The 15,437-nt window shown below is 51.1% G+C and carries 13 protein-coding genes and 2 pseudogenes; 5 read left to right on the top strand and 10 right to left on the bottom strand.

Annotated elements, in window-relative coordinates; translation table 11 throughout:
* Nucleotides 1-139 precede the first annotated feature (139 nt).
* Complete coding sequence (locus OB87_RS02640) at nucleotides 140-535, top strand: DUF6088 family protein (RefSeq protein ID WP_033567859.1); 396 nt, start codon at nucleotides 140-142, stop codon at nucleotides 533-535.
* Nucleotides 528-1,477, top strand: a pseudogene (locus tag OB87_RS02645) (nucleotidyl transferase AbiEii/AbiGii toxin family protein). The gene OB87_RS02640 and the pseudogene OB87_RS02645 overlap by 8 nt, the downstream one beginning before the upstream one ends.
* Nucleotides 1,478-1,584: 107 nt before the next feature.
* Here the strand turns inward: OB87_RS02645 and OB87_RS02650 are convergent.
* The 4 genes and pseudogenes from OB87_RS02650 to hsdR form a co-directional block, all read right to left on the bottom strand.
* Nucleotides 1,585-1,878 (bottom strand): annotated as a pseudogene (locus tag OB87_RS02650) (nuclease); the annotation flags it as partial.
* Nucleotides 1,879-1,888: 10 nt separating this feature from the next.
* On the bottom strand, nucleotides 1,889-3,634 hold the full coding sequence (locus OB87_RS02655; RefSeq protein ID WP_033567861.1) for a restriction endonuclease subunit S: 1,746 nt from the start codon (nucleotides 3,632-3,634) through the stop codon (nucleotides 1,889-1,891).
* A complete protein-coding gene (locus OB87_RS02660) occupies nucleotides 3,634-5,106 on the bottom strand; it encodes an N-6 DNA methylase (RefSeq protein WP_033567862.1) in 1,473 nt (490 codons plus the stop codon). Before OB87_RS02660 ends, OB87_RS02655 begins: the two co-directional genes overlap by 1 nt.
* Before the next feature lie 69 nt (nucleotides 5,107-5,175).
* A complete protein-coding gene (gene hsdR / locus OB87_RS02665; RefSeq protein ID WP_033567863.1) occupies nucleotides 5,176-7,617 on the bottom strand; it encodes an EcoAI/FtnUII family type I restriction enzme subunit R in 2,442 nt (813 codons plus the stop codon).
* A 220-nt stretch (nucleotides 7,618-7,837) separates the two neighbouring features.
* Between hsdR and OB87_RS02670 the strand changes: the two genes are divergently transcribed.
* Together OB87_RS02670 and OB87_RS02675 are read left to right on the top strand one after the other, a co-directional pair.
* Nucleotides 7,838-8,959, top strand: coding sequence for a ribosomal protein uL16 3-hydroxylase (locus tag OB87_RS02670; protein WP_033567864.1), 1,122 nt, complete (start codon nucleotides 7,838-7,840; stop codon nucleotides 8,957-8,959).
* A gap of 191 nt (nucleotides 8,960-9,150) precedes the next feature.
* A complete protein-coding gene (locus OB87_RS02675) occupies nucleotides 9,151-9,339 on the top strand; it encodes a YjfB family protein (protein ID WP_033567865.1) in 189 nt (62 codons plus the stop codon).
* A 179-nt stretch (nucleotides 9,340-9,518) separates the two neighbouring features.
* On the opposite strand, the gene OB87_RS02680 is transcribed toward OB87_RS02675, so the two are convergent.
* On the bottom strand, nucleotides 9,519-10,373 hold the full coding sequence (locus OB87_RS02680) for a pirin family protein (protein ID WP_033567866.1): 855 nt from the start codon (nucleotides 10,371-10,373) through the stop codon (nucleotides 9,519-9,521).
* Nucleotides 10,374-10,548: 175 nt separating this feature from the next.
* Entirely contained in the window at nucleotides 10,549-11,160 is a 612-nt protein-coding gene (locus OB87_RS02685) for an FMN-dependent NADH-azoreductase (RefSeq protein WP_033567867.1), read from the bottom strand.
* Nucleotides 11,161-11,295: 135 nt separating this feature from the next.
* Between OB87_RS02685 and OB87_RS02690 the strand changes: the two genes are divergently transcribed.
* Entirely contained in the window at nucleotides 11,296-12,204 is a 909-nt protein-coding gene (locus OB87_RS02690) for a LysR family transcriptional regulator (RefSeq protein ID WP_033567868.1), read from the top strand.
* A gap of 13 nt (nucleotides 12,205-12,217) precedes the next feature.
* Here OB87_RS02690 and OB87_RS02695 read toward each other — a convergent pair whose 3' ends face one another.
* From OB87_RS02695 to OB87_RS02710, 4 genes are all read right to left on the bottom strand, one after another.
* Complete coding sequence (locus OB87_RS02695; protein ID WP_033567869.1) at nucleotides 12,218-12,946, bottom strand: amino acid ABC transporter ATP-binding protein; 729 nt, start codon at nucleotides 12,944-12,946, stop codon at nucleotides 12,218-12,220.
* A gap of 56 nt (nucleotides 12,947-13,002) precedes the next feature.
* Nucleotides 13,003-13,704: an amino acid ABC transporter permease gene (locus OB87_RS02700; RefSeq protein WP_033567984.1), complete on the bottom strand. Its 702-nt coding sequence runs from the start codon at nucleotides 13,702-13,704 to the stop codon at nucleotides 13,003-13,005.
* Between the two features lie 2 nt (nucleotides 13,705-13,706).
* Nucleotides 13,707-14,399 (bottom strand): amino acid ABC transporter permease, encoded by a 693-nt coding sequence (locus tag OB87_RS02705; protein ID WP_033567870.1) that lies wholly within the window; start codon nucleotides 14,397-14,399, stop codon nucleotides 13,707-13,709.
* Between the two features lie 153 nt (nucleotides 14,400-14,552).
* Nucleotides 14,553-15,368 carry an ABC transporter substrate-binding protein gene (locus OB87_RS02710; RefSeq protein ID WP_033567871.1) on the bottom strand — a complete coding sequence of 272 codons (816 nt, stop codon included), beginning with the start codon at nucleotides 15,366-15,368 and terminating at the stop codon, nucleotides 14,553-14,555.
* Between the last annotated feature and the right edge of the window lie 69 nt (nucleotides 15,369-15,437).

Consider the following 15,437-nt stretch of genomic DNA (forward strand, 5'->3'; position numbering starts at 1 on the left):
AGTTAACAGCGCCAGGTAAAACCTCGCTTAGGACCTTATCCATATTACGTAGGTAGGATCACATCTTATCCTGTCGTATTTTTGCTGTTAAATTTGTCGTATGTTTGCTATGGTTAATAAATAAACAAAGGAGAGTGGCATGACGATAAAAGCTCGTATTCAGTCACGGCTGAAACGCTCAAAGCGCTATGTTTTCACTCGTGACGACTTCAGCGATGTTGCAGGTTACGATCAAGTTGGCAGAGCACTTCGTGAATTGGTGAAAGAAGAGCAGCTACTGAAAGTGGGCTATGGCGTCTACACCAAAGCACGGAAAAACGCGATTACGGGTAGGTTAATGCCCGCCTCTCCCGGTGGTTCTGCTGCGGTAATGATCGAAGCGCTAGAACGTCTAAAAGTAGACTATAACCTTGCTGATGCAGCTAACGCCTACAATAGCGGCAAGTCAACTCAGGTTCCGGCATCAGTGGAAATCAAAACCTCCCCACGTTTTAAGCGCGTGTTGTCTGTCGGGAATAGCAAATTAAATGGATGACTTAACCGGATTATTTCCTGACGTTGCCGATGCATTGGGCATTGAGTCTGTCGCCATAGTGGAGAAAGATTATTACATCGTTGAATTATTACGCCTGCTTCAGCCTCTGATTTTTGATACGCATCAACTGGTTTTTGCCGGAGGCACAGCGTTGTCGAAAGCAGGGATATCGTTAAACCGGATGTCAGAAGATGTAGATATCAAACTGGTTCCTACCGCTAATTTTTTGCAGCAAAGCTCAAGAAACCAGCGTAAGAATATCCGTAAAGAGATCATCCGGACGATTACCGAAGTGGTTATTGCTTCAGGTTTTTTTAGTTTTGACGATGACTATCCCAAAGTCACTCGCGATGAATATCGTTACAATGACATTCCCGTGCGTTATCCGCAGACGTATTCACAAATCCCCTGCCTGCGCCCCTTTATTAAACTGGAGTTGATGGAAACAGACTTGCTTGAATCATCAGAAACGCGTGATATTTATTCATTAATAACTGATGTCACGAAAAAAGGGGAACGGGTTCGAGCATTTCCGTGTGCCACGGTTACCAGTACACAGGCTGAAAAACTGGTTTCGATGATGCGTAGAACGGCTGCAAGTATGCGTGATGTGGAACGAACAGAGGATGAATCATTGGTGCGCCATATCTACGACAATTTTTGTATTGTCAGAGAGAAAGGCGTTAATGCTCCCGTTTTAACTCATTTTATTCAGGAATGTATTGGGCAAGATATTGAACGTTACGGTAATCAGTATCCTGAGTTCTGCAAATCACCTATTGAGGAACTCAAAAGGGGGCTGGAAGAACTGGCTAGCAATCCTGTTTATAAAATGCGCTATCAACAATTCTTAGCACCAATGGTGTTTGTGAACCCCGCGTTTCATGGGAAGAAGCCTATGGTTGTTTTCGCCAAACTGCATTAAGTGTAATGAAATCATAGCGCTAACTATTGATATTCCCTCTGTTTTAATATCATCACCGGGACATCACAACGCCGTGTTCCACTTCCCGAAATACCGCTTTAGTTTTTCTACCGTGTGTCGCCATGGTTAAGTCATCCACCCAGGAGGCGTAATCCAGCGCCTGCGCCACCACCTCACGCGGCGTGCGGTCACGTTTAAGCTCAATCAGGATCAGCGACGCATCCGGCGCAATCGCCAGCAAGTCGATGCGCCCTTTATCGAGCGTCGGTTCCTGATGGCCGATAATCATCCACTGGTCAGAGAGAATGGTGGGATCGTTTAAGATCATCGTCTCCAACAATTGCTCGCTGGCTATTTTACTGATGGTCAGCGGCTGAGGGTTCTCCCCTACCCGCCAGATAGCATGATGAATCGGCATCGTCTGTTCCTTAGTTTAATGCGGCCTCAGTGAGCGCATCCGCCAGATGGAGCTGGGTTTGTTGGGCGGATTGGAGGCGGGATTTGAGGTTGTCGCAAACCTTAAATAATTCCTCAACCTTGGTGGTTATTTTTATTTGTTCACTGAAAGGCGGCATCGGAATTAACGTATTCGATACTTTTGCCAAATTTAAATTTGGTTGTGCTCCTCCTGCTGCCAAACTTCTTAAGTCTTCATAAGATTTTTCGAAAAACAATTTTATATAACGACGGTGATATTCATTTTTATCAAAAAGCTGAATTGCTGCACAAGCTTGATTTGTGCCAGCTGAAATACATAACTCAGTTATTTGGCCACGAGTTTTCCCTTGACCATACATTGCAATAATCAGTGTACCTGGAGAATAAATGGACACATTTGTTTCTTTTACAGCTTTTACAGAGATTTTCTCAGCCGTATTAAATATAAATGGTGAAGAGGTTTCACCACTTGTAACCCAATTGTACTCAGGATGCTGCCAATAATCAGAGTTATCTCTGGATGGTGTTGCCCCTGTACCGACCTGAGCTATTTCGATTATACGGCACCACTCCCACCCCTCTGGCAACTCAAACGGTTTTTCTTCATCACTCACCGGCGGCAACGGTTTTTGTTTTTTAATTTTTCCTTCTTTTACCAGTTGCGCTTTTTCCTGTTCAATACGTTTAAGCAGTTCAGATGCCGGTTCGTCGTTGGGGTCTTGCGGCACCAGTTTGCCCATCACCGCCAGTTGCAGAATGGTTTGCTTAAGCGCATCGATACTTGCTTCGGTGGTAAATAGCGTGTCGAAATGCTGGCTGATTCGCGCCCAGTTTTCGGCGAGTTCTTCGGCATTTTGGCTATCGGTCAGCGTTGCCAGCAGGATGTCTACCAGTTGCTGATGGGCATCGAGACTGGTTAGAGATTGCTGTTCCAGTTGGTCGCAGAGGGACATGAGTTCATTGACTTTATCTACAATAAGGCGCTGTTCTTCGGATGGAGGTATAGCAATTACTCCAGTAAAAAACTGCTTATCATTAATCGCAGGGTAAGCAATCCCTGTCTGACAACTTTCAACGTAACTAATAAATACCGGTGAGCGAAGGTAATGATAAATAAATGTTGATGAAATACCATCCCATGGGTGGACTATTGCGAATGCTGTACTAGCAATAGGCTCTGGATAGAAATCATCATTTATCACTGCAATATTAAGCAGATAAGGACGAACTGTAGAGTATATGACAGTATTTCTACGAACAATTTTCCTTGCTCGTGAAGGTGCATCTTGAGCTTTTATTATTGCTGGTTCTGCAATGATGCCTATTTCTTTGTTAATAGATCCAACATCAATATATGTGAAATCACTTTCGGGAGTTTTTTGCCCCCAGTCATGACCGACATGATTTATTCTTGTCCACTCCCACCCGCTCGGCAATTCAAACGGCTTCTCGTCCTCACTAATTTCCGGCAGCGGCTTCTGCTGTTTAATCTTCCCCTGTTTCACCAGCTCGGCTTTCTCGGCAGCAATACGCTTTAACAGTTCAGACGCCGGTTCATCATTCGGGTCTTGCGGCACCAGTTTGCCGCGTACCGCCAGTTCCAGAATCAGCTCACGCAGTTTCTTAATGCCGTAGAGGTCGATTTTGCCGTTGCTACCGCGCCCGGCAGTGGAGCGGGTTTGCAGGGCAGAAGACCAGATATCAATATGGTCGGTGATAAGCGTCTCAACAGACATCAGTTCGCCCCCTTGTTGCCAGAAAGCGCGGCACCGAGGATATCGCGCAACTGGTTACGCAGTTCGCTGATTTCCGCCTGCTGCGTCTGGTACTGCGCCAGCAGTTCGTCCGGGTCGTGGCTGAGGGTTTCGCCCTGATACGGGTTCTTGATATTAAGGTTAAAGTTGCGGGCGATGATGTCGTCGATGCTGACTTTCCACGCCTGATTATTCTCTTCACGGCTGGCAAAACCGTCTTCTTCCTGGCCCCACCAATCGATTTCCGCCTGGAACTCGTCAAACTTCATCGGTTTGGTTTTGCTGTAGTTTTTCACGCCGTCCGGGTACGGGTGTTCGTAGAACCACACCTGTTTGGTTGGCTGGCCCTTGGTGAAGAACAGAATATTGGTTTTGATGCCGGTATACGGATTGAACACGCCGTTCGGTAACCGCACGATGGTGTGCAGGTTGCACGTTTCGGTGAGCAGCTTTTTGATTTTGGTTTTTACGCCTTCGCCAAATAGCGTGCCATCCGGCAGCACTACCGCCGCGCGGCCTTTGTCTGCCAGCACTTCGATAATCAGTTGCAGGAACAGATCGGCGGTTTCACGGGTCTGCATCTCTGCCGGGAAGTTCTTCTCAATGCCGTCTTCTTCGGTGCCGCCAAACGGTGGGTTGGTGACAATCACATCCACCTGTTCGTCCCAGGAAGAGAGCGGCTTGTTGAGCGTGTTGTCGTGGCGAATTTGTACCGGTACTTCAATGCCGTGCAGCAGCATGTTGGTGGTGCACAGCAGGTGCGGAAGCTGTTTCTTCTCTACGCCGTAGATCTGCTGTTGCAGCCTTTTGTGGTCTTCGGTGGTGTTGACGTAATGCGCTTTTACATGGTCGAACGCGCAGGCGAGGAAACCGCCAGTACCGCAGGCCGGGTCCATAATCGACTCGCCCAGTTTTGGGTCGATGCGGTTGACCATAAAGCGCGTCACCGCACGCGGGGTGTAGAACTCGCCCGCATTACCGGCGCTTTGCAGGTCGCGCAGGATCTGTTCGTAGATATCGCCAAACAGGTGGCGCTCCTGACTGCTGCTGAAGTCGATTTCGTTAAGTTTGTTGATCACCTGACGCAGCAAGGTGCCGTTTTTCATGTAGTTGTAGGCATCGCTGAACGCCTGTTTGACCACAAAGCCACGCGGGTTTTTATCGATCGGCGCGGTGAGGTTTTTCAGGGTTGGAAACAGGTCATCGTTGACAAATTCCAGCAGCGCATCACCGGTGATGCCTTCGCTGTTCGCCGCCCAACTGCGCCACAAATAGCGCTGCGGGATCGGGAACTGGTAGTGATCCTGCTCCAGTTCCAGCTCTTCTTCCTGGGTATCAAAAATCTTCAGAAACAGCAGCCATGAGAGCTGCCCCAGTCGCTGGGCATCGCCATCGACACCGGCGTCTTTACGCATAATGTCCTGAAGGGATTTAATGACTGAGCTAATCGACATGTTTTCTTTCCATTCTAAAAAAGGATGCCACTGGCGGCAGGCGCGGCCAGTGGCAGTCTGTGTTCATTATCAGGCGGAGCGCGGTGGTAACTGGTAGATTTCGTTTTCCAGTTCGTTGACGGCTTGCTCATACGCCTGCTTGTCACCAAAGCGGGTTTTGATGATCTCAATGGGGCGGCCCAGGGTATCGAACGGTTTTAGTTTCAGCACCTGCACATCCTCAATTTCCTGCACCCCTTCGTCGGCGTATTTATCCAGCAACGAGCTAAGCACCTGCCGCGCCGGTTCGGCGTATTGGGTGAAGTAGTTGCGTTTACGCACATTGGCGGCACGCTCCCGACGAGTTAACGGCGGCTGACCGTACACCACATGGCAGAGCAAATCAAACGGGTCGAGATCTTTACCCACCTCTTCGGCCAGCACATCCCACAGAATGCCCAGTTGTGCCAGTTCGTCGATAATCACCTGCTTGCGGGGTGCCTGCTGCCATTTGCGCACGAAGCTATCCAGTGACGCGTATTCACGGTCTTTGAGCAGCGTTTTGCGGGTGTAATCCTGGAAGGATTCGGTGACCAGTTTGCCGTCGGCATCGTAATACTGAACGCGCTTCGCCAGCACGTTCACCGCCACGCCGTTCACATAGAATTTGCGGGCTCTGTTTTCGTTGTCATGATGGAATTCACCGCTGCCCGACTGCCTGTCGCGCTCGGCCTGATAACCCGCATCGTCTTCGCGCGCGTTATTGCCGGGGTTATCGCCGTTATCCGCGTTATCTTCCGCATCCAGTTGTTCATTGAAGTCGGAATCGCTGTCGGAAATGTCGCCGGGTGTTACCACCAGTACTTTTTCTGGCACGCCGTCAAAGCGAGGGTCGGCAAACAGCTCGGTGGCTTTTTTGAAGTCGAGGATGGTGAACCACAGCTTGCCGTGCTTTTCGTTGATGCGTGTGCCGCGCCCGATGATTTGTTTGAACTTGGTCATCGACTGAATGTTTTGATCCAGTACCACCAGTTTGCAGGTCTGTGCATCGACGCCGGTGGTCATCAGTTCAGACGTGGTGGCAATCACCGGGTAGGCTTTTTTGGGGTTGGTGAAGTTCTCCAATTCCGCCTTGCCGATATCGTCATCGCCGGTGATTTTCATCACGTATTTTTCGTTCTTCAACACCTCTTGCGCATTGAGGATCACCAGCGCGTGGCGCATTCGGTCGGCGTGATCGATGTCGTTACAGAAAACGATGGTTTTATCCATCGGGTTGGTACGTTTGAGGTAATCGGTGATGGTTTGCGCCACCAGCATGGTGCGTTCATCAATCACCAGCGTGCGGTCAAAATCTTTCAGGTTGTAGATACGGTCTTCAATTTCTGCGCCGTATTTATCCAACTGGCCTTTTATGGGCCGCCAGCCTTGCACGTCAACGTCGATATCAACGCGCACCACTTTGTAAGGCGCGAGGAAACCGTCTTCAATGCCCTCTTTCAGCGAGTAGGTGTAAACCGGTTCGCCGAAGTAATCGATATTAGAGACGTCTTCGGTTTCTTTTGGCGTTGCCGTCAGCCCCACCTGCGTGGCACTGCCGAAATATTCCAGAATCTCGCGCCAGGCAGAATCTTCAGACGCGCTGCCACGGTGGCATTCGTCAATCACGATCAGGTCAAAGAAGTCCGGTGATACCTGTTTATAGGCTTTCTGATGTTCTTCCGGCCCGGTTATCGCCTGATACAACGCCAGATGCACCTCGTAAGCCGGGTCGATGGTGCGCCCGGAAACCTTGGTCATCGCGGTGCCGAACGGCTGAAAATCATTACGTTTGGCCTGGTCGACCAGCACATTGCGGTCCGCGAGGAACAGGATGCGTTTTTTGTGTTTGGCTTTCCACAATCGCCAGATTATCTGGAACGCGGTGTAGGTTTTTCCTGTCCCTGTCGCCATCACCAGCAGAATGCGGTTCTTTCCGGCCGACACGGCATCCACCGTGCGGTTAACAGCCTGCATCTGATAATAACGGGGGGATTTTCCGCTACCGTCGTCGTAATAATCCTGGCTGATAATGGGTAGCTGTTCCTGCGTGAACCCTTTCCAGACACAGTATTTTTGCCACAGCTGTTCAGGTGTTGGGAAGTCGCTGAGGGCGATTTCGGATTCGAGCTGCTGCGGATTGGTTTTATCGTGGAAAACAAACCCATCACCGTTAGAGGCAAAAACAAAGGGCACATCGAGCAGGCGGGCATAATCCAACCCCTGCTGCATCCCTTTGCTGATGGCGTGCTGGTTGGCCTTGGCTTCGATCACCGCCAACGGCAAATTGGGCTTGTGATACAGCACAATATCGGCGGATTTGACTTTGATGCGTGAGGCCAATTTGCCACGCACCACCACCTTGCCATCACGCAGTTTCACTTCCTGACGGATCTGCGCCACATCATCCCAGCCTGCTTCCTTCACCGCGGGAAGGATAAATTTGCTGATGATATCCGTTTCAGTCAGGTGCGTTTTGTTCACGCCAGCCATAGCAGAGCACTCCACGATATTGGGTTAGCGCTGATTTTACACAGATTAGTGCATCAGGTAATGACCCGAAACGAGGTTTTGGGTAGCAATGGGTCAATCCCGTATTCGGCAGCATAGATTGGGCCGCATCCCGAGCGCGCTACCTTGACCCATGACAAAGCGGTACAGGCGTGAGCCTCTTTATAATCAAGCCCGTTTGTCTTCTCACTGGTGTGAACGTATGGCTTATCAACTCAACCTTAACTGGCCCGAATTTTTAGAAAAATACTGGCAAAAACAACCCGTTGTTTTAAAGAATGCCTTCCCGAACTTCGTCGACCCCATTACGCCGGATGAACTGGCGGGGCTGGCGATGGAGCCGGAGGTGGACAGCCGCATCGTCAGCCATGTTAATGGGCAGTGGCAGGCGTGGAACGGGCCGTTTGAGCAGTTCGATCATTTAGGGGAAACCGACTGGTCGCTGTTAGCTCAGGCGGTTAATCACTGGCATGTTCCGTCTGCCGAGCTGGTGCGGCCGTTTCGCGTGCTGCCGGACTGGCGTTTAGACGACCTGATGATCTCCTTTTCCGTGCCGGGCGGCGGCGTCGGGCCGCATATCGACCAGTACGACGTGTTTATCATTCAGGGGATGGGCCGCCGCCGCTGGCGCGTTGGCGATAAGCTGCCGATGCGGCAGTTCTGCCCGCATCCGGCGCTGCTGCACGTTGACCCATTCACACCGATCATCGATGAAGAGCTTGCGCCGGGCGACATTTTATATATTCCACCGGGCTTCCCGCACGACGGCTTCACCTTTGAAACCGCGCTCAATTACTCGGTCGGTTTCCGCGGACCTAACGGCCGGGATTTAATCAGCAGTTTTGCCGACTATGCGCTGGAAAACGATCTCGGCGGCGAGCACTACAGCGACCCGGATTTAACCTGCCGGGAACACCCAGGCCGGGTGGAAGCGTATGAGCTGGACCGCCTGCGCGCGATGATGATCGACATGCTCAATCAACCGGAAGACTTTAAACAGTGGTTCGGCCGCTTCGCGACGACACCGCGCCATGAGCTGGATATCGCCCCCGCAGAGCCGCCCTACGAACCGGATGAAATTGCCGACGCGCTGATGGCGGGTGAAACCCTGACCCGTTTAAACGGGCTGCGGGTACTGCATATCGGCGACAGTTTTTTCATCAACAGCGAAAAGCTGGAAACGGTCGCCCCGCAAGCCGCTGATGCGCTGTGCCGTTACACCACGCTCGGTAAAAAAGAACTCGGCGAAGCGCTGCACAATCCGGCTTTCATCGCGGAACTGACCGGGCTGGTTAATCAGGGTTACTGGTTTTTTGACAAATAACTTCCCGACGCCTGGTTTTCAGGAAAAATAGCGCGGCAGTAATGGGCGCTATCTGCTAGGCTAAAGTTTGAACAGAAAAAACCGATACCATCAAAGCTGGCGCACATGCCGCCAGCTCATCGGTGTACTGATGAGCAGGGAATTTCCCTTGCGTATCGGGCTTCCTCAAACTCAGAAATAGGATAACCAAGATGGATGTATCACAAATTGCATCACTTTCCACTGGCCTTAGTAACATGCAACTGAGCAGCGAGATCGGTACGACTGTTCTGAAGAAATCATTGGAAAATCAGAAAAATACAGTAACCAATCTCATTGAGTCCATTCCACAGTTGCCCGCCAACCCGGCGATTGGCCGCAATATCAATACCACGGCATAATCGCTACTAGCGTGGTTTGACGAACTCGTCATGGTTTGGCAAACAGATCATCGTTTGGCAAACCAGTCGCGGTGTTGCAGACCAATAGCAGCGACTAACTAGACATCACGCAGTTGATAAGCGATTGGGTGCCCGTCCACCCCACCGCCAATAACAGTTCCTTTCAAATGACGTTAAGATCACAGCGCTTCGCGGCGGTTAAGCGCGGTGAACGCTGGGCTGTGTTGCAGTTGCTTGATCGTGCGTTCGCCTTCGGCGAGTGCGTCGATATTGGTGTGGACTGAATACGCGCCCATCACGAGCGGATACGGATGTGTAGCCGCTGAACCGATGACCAGCTCGACATCCCCCTCGGCCGTCATCTCGATTACTCCATTACCTTGCTCGAACACCGCCAGTTCGCGCTCAAGCACCGTACCGCCGACATGCAGCTTGCCGCTGTTCAGCGCCAGCCACGCCGTATCGTGATCAGCGGCGGGTTGGTAGGTCCAACGTTCGCCGTCCGCCAGTAGGACGTGAAGGTAGGTGATGGACACCGGTAGCGGAATCGGGCTGACCTTGTTGCCATAGCGGCCCAGCAGGATACGCGCCGGTCCGTCACACGCGATCTGTTCCGGTGTCAGATACAGGCTCTGGGCAGGTGCAAGCTCAAGTGATGGCGGTAGTGCAATCCAGAGCTGATACCCACGCATCATGTGGTCAGGCGCAGGCTCACCGGCGTGCCACACCCCGCCTCCCGCACGCATCCACTCGACCGATCCCGCGGTCATCACCCCCTGTTTTCCGGTGGTATCGCCATAGGTCATGCGGCCTTCGAGGAAGGTTGTGAGCGTCGCAATACCTGAGTGCGGATGCGGTCTGAACCCTGAACCGGTTGACGGCACCGCCTCGAACAGATCCAGAAAAACGAAGGGTTTGACCCACTGCCCCACATCGCCCGGTGACATCATCCGGGTGATAGGACCAAAGCGTTGCCCGGAAGTACGGTGAACAACGGCTCGCGTTGTCGTAGAGAAAGCCTGATGGTGTGCCATAAGCAGTACCTTTTTGCAGCGAAGAACGTTTTTTCAGTTATAAGCCGTCGTTTGTGGTGAAGGGCCGTCTCTTAGCGCGGGAAGCAGCATGTCGAAATGGCCCGCGCGATAAGACGGTGCCGCACCCCATCAACAACGGGGGGCACCGTGCAACCCTCACCTTCCCGACGGGAACTCAGGCGATGAGCGCGTTGATTTCCGCCCTGGCTTGGGCAATCGCCGCGGTTTTGGCGTCATCACCAAGCGCCAGACCTTCTGCACGAATAATGGTGATGTCGGTCAAACCGATGAAATTGAGCACAGCAGTCAGATAGGATTCCTGATGATCGAATGGGGCTGCCGGGCTGGTGCCGCTGTAAACGCCGCCCCGCGCCGAGGCGATGAACACCTTCTTGCCTGTCGGCAGCAAACCTTCCGAGCCGTTTTCGGTATAGCGGAAGGTACGCCCGGCCACCAGAACACGGTCGATCCAACCTTTGAGCTGCGAAGGGATCGAGAAGTTGTACATCGGCACGCCGATGACGATGACGTCGGCGGCGAATAGCTCGTTGATGTAAGCACCACCAAGGACGATATCCTGCCCAAGCGCCGGGGAGCCCGGTGTGCCGCCCTGGAAAACGGCGAGATGGTCGGGGGAGAGATGTAATGCCGCATCAGCGGCGAGATCCCGGCGAATAACGTTTTTTTCCGGGTGGATATGGCGTTGTCGGGCCACAATCTCAGCAGACAGCAGGCGGCTCACGGAATGGCCGCCGAGAATACTGGAATCAATATGCAGAATGCTCACAGGTAGATCTCCTAAACAAGGCCGGAACAGGTCGGCGTATGGATGACGACTGGAGTATTTCACCCTGCAAACAATCTGAATAGACGCTATATTATTATATATACCATCTCTATTTCAGATACTTCAGGATTCCCTATGCTCGATGGCGTATCGCTGGATCAATTACGAACATTCATTGCCGCCGTTGATGAAGGAAGCTTCTCGGCAGCGGCGCGTCGACTCAGGCGAGCGCAGTCCGCCATCAGTGAGCTGGTACGTGGTCTGGAAGAACAGCTTAATGTGGAGCTTTTTGATCGCAGTGGCCGTTACCCGAGGCTGACACCGATAGGTACGGCATTACTGGTCAATGCTCGCAATATCGTCGCCGGTGTTGATGCGATGAAATCGCGTGCCAAAGGCATGGCCGCCGGGCTGGAACCGGAGCTAACCATCGTGGTCGATGTCTTCTTCCCCATTGACGTACTGACTGACGCGGCCAAAGCATTCCGCGAACAGTTTCCCAACGTGCCATTACGCGTCTATGTTGAAGCGTTGGGCGCGGCGTACCAACCGGTATTGGACAGGCACGCCAGTGTGGGTATCGTCGGTTTTCTTCCGGTGACGCCGCCGGGCATCGTCACCGAGCCTCTGGCCCGCGTCGCCTTCGCCATGGTCGCCGCCGCAGACCATCCGCTCGCCGCGTTTCAGGGGCCGATCCCCCGGCAGGAACTCGCCAACCATGTCCAACTGGTACTGACCGATCGCTCTGAGCATTCCACAGGGCGAGAATTTGGCGTCATGTCCCCCAAAACCTGGAAACTGGCAGACCTCTTTGCTAAACAGGCTTTCTTACTCAATGGGTTGGGCTGGGGGGGAATGCCGATACATACCGTCCAGTCAGACCTTGAAAGCGGTCGTCTGGTCAAACTCACCATTGAAGATGAACCGGTTAACGAGCCGTCCATGCTGATGTCGGCCGTATACCGTATCGATAACCCACCAGGCCCCGCTGGCCGCTGGCTTATCGAACGGATGACCGCCTGTTCCCGCCTCCGCCCGACCTGACACGCCAGTAACATCAGTGAGCGCGTAATTCAGACAAGAATTTCTGCGCCCGTTCGCTTTGCGGGTGTGTAAAAAAATCGTCTGGATTACCCGTTTCGATGAGTGTGCCTTTATCCATAAACCAAATGGTATCCGCCACTTCGCGAGCAAAATTCATCTCATGTGTCACGCACATCATCGTCATACCGTCACGGGCCAAATTTTTCATGACCTGAAGCACCTCACCGACCATTTCCGGGTCCAACGCACTGGTCGGTTCGTCAAACAGCATTACCGGTGGGTCCATCGCTAATGCCCGCGCAATGGCAACACGCTGTTGCTGGCCTCCGGATAGCTGCCCTGGATATGCATCGGCCTTATCCGCCAGGCCAACCCGTTCAAGCAACTCCAGTGCTCTGGCACGCGCTTGCGGACGGCTTTGCTTTCTCACATTAACCGGTGCCAGCATAATGTTATCGGCCACGGAAAGGTGCGGGAAAAGATTGAAACTCTGGAAGACAAACCCGACATTACACCGGTAGTCATTAATATTCAGGTTGGCGGAATGTATATCTTTTCCATCAAAGTTGATGATGCCGCCCTGAATTTCCTCCAGCCGATTGACGGTTCGAATCAAGGTGGACTTTCCTGATCCTGATGGCCCACAAACGACCACCACCTCTCCCAGCTTAATTTCTGCCGTAATACTATTGAGAGCATGATAAGCACCGTACCACTTGTTCACCCCCACAAAGGTAATCATTGGGGGAGAATTATGTTTTATCGTTGACATAAGCACACCTTAAGATGAATAACCGCTCAGGCAACACCTGCTCGCTTATAAGAAATTCGACGTTCGATATAGCGTGAAAATTGGGTCAGCAAATAGCCGAGGATGAAATAGATAATCGCCAACAGGAAAAATACCTGAAAGGATTTCGTGAGCAAGGCATTATTAATCTGATTAGCCGCATAGGTTAACTCGTTAACACTAATAATATAGGCCAAAGACGTATCTTTAATCACGGACACACATTGCCCTATTAACGCAGGTATCATGTTATACAATGCTTGCGGTAACATGACCTTTTTCAGCGACTGAATATAGCTTAACCCTACCGCACGCGATGCCTCCATCTGGCCTTTGGGCAACCCCTGAATCCCGGCGCGGACAATCTCTGAAATATAGGCACCTTCATAAATCACCAGCGTGATCAACATGGTCGAAAAACCACTAATAGCATGACCAATCAACGCAGGTGCGAAAAAATATACCCAGAAAATAAACATCAGTAATGGCACGCCGCGCACCAGATACACGATGCAGGTCGCCGGGCGGTTCAACCAGGGAAAAGGGCTGATGCGCGCCACTGCCAGTAAAATTCCCAGCGGGAGGGCCAATAAGATCCCCAGCGCAGACAATATTAATGTCACTACAATTCCGCCCAGTGGACCTTGTGGATATTGCCCGATTAACAGCAATAGTCCGTTATCGCGTAAGATATGCATCATGTCACCCATCATTACCTCGATTTAATACGATAACGTTGTTCAAGCACACTGCCCATGTACATAATAAGCAGTGAAACCGCGAGATAAATGAATGTTGCCAGTAAATAAACCTCTACCGTATGGAATGATTCACTTTCAATTTCTCGGGTAGCATAAGTTAATTCAGCAAGTCCAATTGCCATTGCCAGGCTACTATTTTTAAACAACAAAACGGAATGGTTCACCAGCGCGGGCAAGGCAATTCGTAATGCCTGAGGAACCACCACCAGACGCGCCGTTTTGAGGTAGCTCAGGCCAAGCGCCCGTGAGGTTTCGTATTGTGAATAAGGAATAGAACGGATGCCGCCCCGTAAATCCTCCGACATATAAGCCGACATGGTTAGCCCAATAGAGATAAAGGCACATAAAAACTCGCCATGATGTTCGTTAATCCAGCGCTGTATATCCATCGGGAGCAATGCTGGAATACCGAAATACCAGATAAATAGCTGGACCAGCATGGGAACATTTTGGTGATATTCCACATAGACAGCCACAACAGGATGAAACAGCTTTTGATTACTCATCCTGATAATGGCTAATACCGCACCGAGCACCATTGCCAGAACCCAGGAAGACAATGACAGCCCCATCATGGTAATAAACCCATTAAATATTCTTGATGGATAATCACCCGTTAGCAGGACAGAGAAATCCAGCGACATAGTTCTAACCTTTAATTAGGTGTGCTATTTATACCCGTCATACGTCAGGTTGCAGGTGCGGTGTTCTAAACGCAGCGTATTTCCCCTGCAACCCGAATACTTTATGTTATAAGATAATGCTGTTATTTTTTGGTAGGGCACAATCAACCAGCTTTATTCCTTAATTGGTTTTATAGTAAAGTTGCGCTGCAACTTATACGCGGTATTAGGACCAACCCATTTATCAAAAATGTTGGCCGCCTCACCTGATTTTTCCATATTCCCGAGGATTTCATTCACCTTGCCCAGAAATGCCGGTTCATCCTTACGTATTCCCAGCCCCCAATGTTCGACCATAATTTCCGGCTCCAGAATATCGATGCTATCTTTGCCCGTAAGCTGATTTTTATACTTCACCAACATCAGCTCGCCAAGCGCGATGCCATCAACCTTGCTCTGCTGGAGCGCCAGGAAAGCGGCGGGGGGGTCCTGAAAGGTCATGGTCGGTGAACCCGGCAGGACTTTTTTAACCGCCATTTCTGAAGTAGACCCTTTAGGCGCACTAATGCGTTTCCCTGATAACGCATAAATATCCTTGAAGCCGTCGTTATGGCGTGCGGCAATTTTAGTCAGGCTGAGATAATATTGATCGCTATAGGCTATCTGCTGGGCGCGCTCTGGTGTCCAGCCTAATGCGGCAGCCAGAATATCCACTCGCCCCTGAATCAATTCAGGAATACGGGCTGGAACGGAAATTTGTTTTAATTCCAGCTTAACGCCCAGGCCGTCAGCGATGGACTTACAAAAGTCTACGTCATACCCTTCTAATTGCCGGGTTTCAGGATTAGTAAAACTGAATGGTTCTGTCGTCCCCAATGTACCGCAAACCAGCACGCCTTTTGCTTTTATATCCGCAAGCTGATCGGCCGAGGCTTGCATGGCAGTAAAAATAGATCCAACTGCAATTAACGATGCCACTAAACGACGCATAAAACCCCCTAATTTTTACATTTATCATGCTTAATCACCCTGTCTGAATAGTATCCTACTCACAGTTAA

The sequence above is a fragment of the Dickeya undicola genome, assembly GCF_000784735.1.
GTDB lineage: Bacteria > Pseudomonadota > Gammaproteobacteria > Enterobacterales > Enterobacteriaceae > Dickeya > Dickeya undicola.

Bases quoted from the DNA above. Each gene is read 5' to 3' on its own strand.
- OB87_RS02640 (WP_033567859.1), top strand. From the start codon at position 140: ATGACGATAAAAGCTCGTATTCAGTCACGGCTGAAACGCTCAAAGCGC.
- OB87_RS02655 (WP_033567861.1), bottom strand. From the start codon at position 3,634: ATGTCTGTTGAGACGCTTATCACCGACCATATTGATATCTGGTCTTCT.
- OB87_RS02660 (WP_033567862.1), bottom strand. From the start codon at position 5,106: ATGTCGATTAGCTCAGTCATTAAATCCCTTCAGGACATTATGCGTAAA.
- hsdR (WP_033567863.1), bottom strand. From the start codon at position 7,617: ATGGCTGGCGTGAACAAAACGCACCTGACTGAAACGGATATCATCAGC.
- OB87_RS02670 (WP_033567864.1), top strand. From the start codon at position 7,838: ATGGCTTATCAACTCAACCTTAACTGGCCCGAATTTTTAGAAAAATAC.
- OB87_RS02675 (WP_033567865.1), top strand. From the start codon at position 9,151: ATGGATGTATCACAAATTGCATCACTTTCCACTGGCCTTAGTAACATG.
- OB87_RS02680 (WP_033567866.1), bottom strand. From the start codon at position 10,373: ATGGCACACCATCAGGCTTTCTCTACGACAACGCGAGCCGTTGTTCAC.
- OB87_RS02690 (WP_033567868.1), top strand. From the start codon at position 11,296: ATGCTCGATGGCGTATCGCTGGATCAATTACGAACATTCATTGCCGCC.
- OB87_RS02695 (WP_033567869.1), bottom strand. From the start codon at position 12,946: ATGATTACCTTTGTGGGGGTGAACAAGTGGTACGGTGCTTATCATGCT.
- OB87_RS02700 (WP_033567984.1), bottom strand. From the start codon at position 13,704: ATGGGTGACATGATGCATATCTTACGCGATAACGGACTATTGCTGTTA.
- OB87_RS02705 (WP_033567870.1), bottom strand. From the start codon at position 14,399: ATGTCGCTGGATTTCTCTGTCCTGCTAACGGGTGATTATCCATCAAGA.
- OB87_RS02710 (WP_033567871.1), bottom strand. From the start codon at position 15,368: ATGCGTCGTTTAGTGGCATCGTTAATTGCAGTTGGATCTATTTTTACT.